Here is a 1,846-nt window from a genome sequence, read left to right as displayed (position 1 = left end):
TGTTATATGATTTTTTATTCAACTTTTTCCTGTAGCAAAAAGTTGCAAAAAGTACAAATTATTTTGCTTATTCATATACATTTCGCGAAAGTGCAAATGCTTTAGCTTTATCATTTGGAATATGTATAAACTATTATAATACATGCAGTAATGCACTAAAAAAGCACATTAATATTATTGTATTTAATTAATCATTAAATGTCTTTATAATTTCTGAATATTGTCTTAATCTCAATAAGTTAAATTTATAATTATATTTTTTTAATACTTCTTCAGCTCTTTTTATAAACTCATCTTGATTATATAAAAGCAAGTCTATATATCCGCATAGTATTCCAAAAGCACCGCCTAATAGTATACCTATTTCTTTACCGCTTCCCTTCTCACCCATCATACTCTCAAGCTCATTTGCAATCTTATCTCTTTCATCAATCAATTTTATTATATTTTCATCGTCATCGTCTTTATTATCTGAAAATTCATAAGCTAAATATACAGCCCTTGCTCCCATTTTGGAAATATTAATAATAGTCTTTACATTATCATTAATATAATCACTAATAAATTCCATATAGCATGTACTACCCATAAATATATCTCCTCTAAAGGAACTATTTGTAGGGTTAAACTCATAAGCTGTATATCTATTCATAGGGTCTGTAATAATATCATTATTTTTATTTTTTAGAATGTCCATTATAAAGTCATAAAGTTTTGTAAGCTCTATCATACCATCAAGTTTTTTATCTAATTTTTCAACATCTCCTAATAAATATAGTTTCGATATATTTTCACCTACAGCATGTTCAAGCATTATATAAAAAGCATTATATGCATAATCTTCTTCCAATTCATTTAATTTTTTATTATAAAATTTCAAATTAAAAAAATTAGCATTTTCATCATATTCAGCTAATATTAAAATTTCTTTAAAGCTCAAATCTTTATTATACATTTTGAAATTAGAATTAGATATATCTTGTTTTTGCATATAAGGAAAGAATTTCCATTTATTTTTTAATTTCTCAGGCATAGCAGCTACTATTCTAGGAGTAAGATAAAATAAATATTCTTTGCCTTCTACAGTAAATGTAAACTCATAATTACCCCCGAAATTAAACTGCAGATTATTGGATATTAAACTTACACCATTAGAAACAAATTCTATTATTTCCTCTGACGACATATTAGATTTTTTATCTATAAAATCAGATATAACTTTTTCATTTTCTTCAAACCATGTCCAAAACCTATTAACTCTCTCTTCAAAATTTATTCCATCATCTTTATCTTCAGAACAACATAGCATATAAAAATTATATGAGTGTATATCATCATTATTTAAATCATAAGCCTTTTTAAAATGCATAGATGCATTTTCTTTATCTCCTTTATAAAAATAAGAATAACCAATTCTATGATTCCATAAAGCATCATTAATGCATTCTTCTCTTATATACATTAAATTATCCAACGCTTCATCGTATCTTCCTACATTATTATAAGCTCTGGCAAGCAAACTAAAAAGTTCTGTATCTCTTTGCTCTTTTGGAATTGCCATTATAATATCAATAATTTTTTCATGTTCATCATTTTTATGTAATTCATTAATTTCTTCAATTATACTCATTATTATTCCTTTTGATTTGTATAAAATTAATAAACATTTATAATTAAATTTTGTAAATTATTATAGCTTTTTATAAATCAAAATAGATTTTATCAAATTATTCAAAAAATAAATATGGGATTAAAAAACCCTTGTTTTTTATGTGGTAATTTTTTTTATTTATTCTTTTTTGTTGTTCTTTTTCTTGCGTACGAGCTGTACCACCTTGCCGCACGG

The 1,846-nt window shown here is 24.6% G+C and carries 1 protein-coding gene; it reads right to left on the bottom strand.

What is annotated here, in order from left to right:
• Window positions 1-187 precede the first annotated feature (187 nt).
• Window positions 188-1,630, bottom strand: a complete 1,443-nt coding sequence (locus tag E6A48_RS11875; RefSeq protein WP_219710511.1) for a tetratricopeptide repeat protein — start codon at window positions 1,628-1,630, stop codon at window positions 188-190.
• Between the last annotated feature and the right edge of the window lie 216 nt (window positions 1,631-1,846).

Source organism: Brachyspira pilosicoli (assembly GCF_019402445.1).
In the GTDB taxonomy this organism is placed as follows: domain Bacteria; phylum Spirochaetota; class Brachyspiria; order Brachyspirales; family Brachyspiraceae; genus Brachyspira; species Brachyspira pilosicoli_B.
Note: the sequence above shows the minus strand (reverse complement) of the source record. Positions and strands in the feature narration are given on the sequence as shown.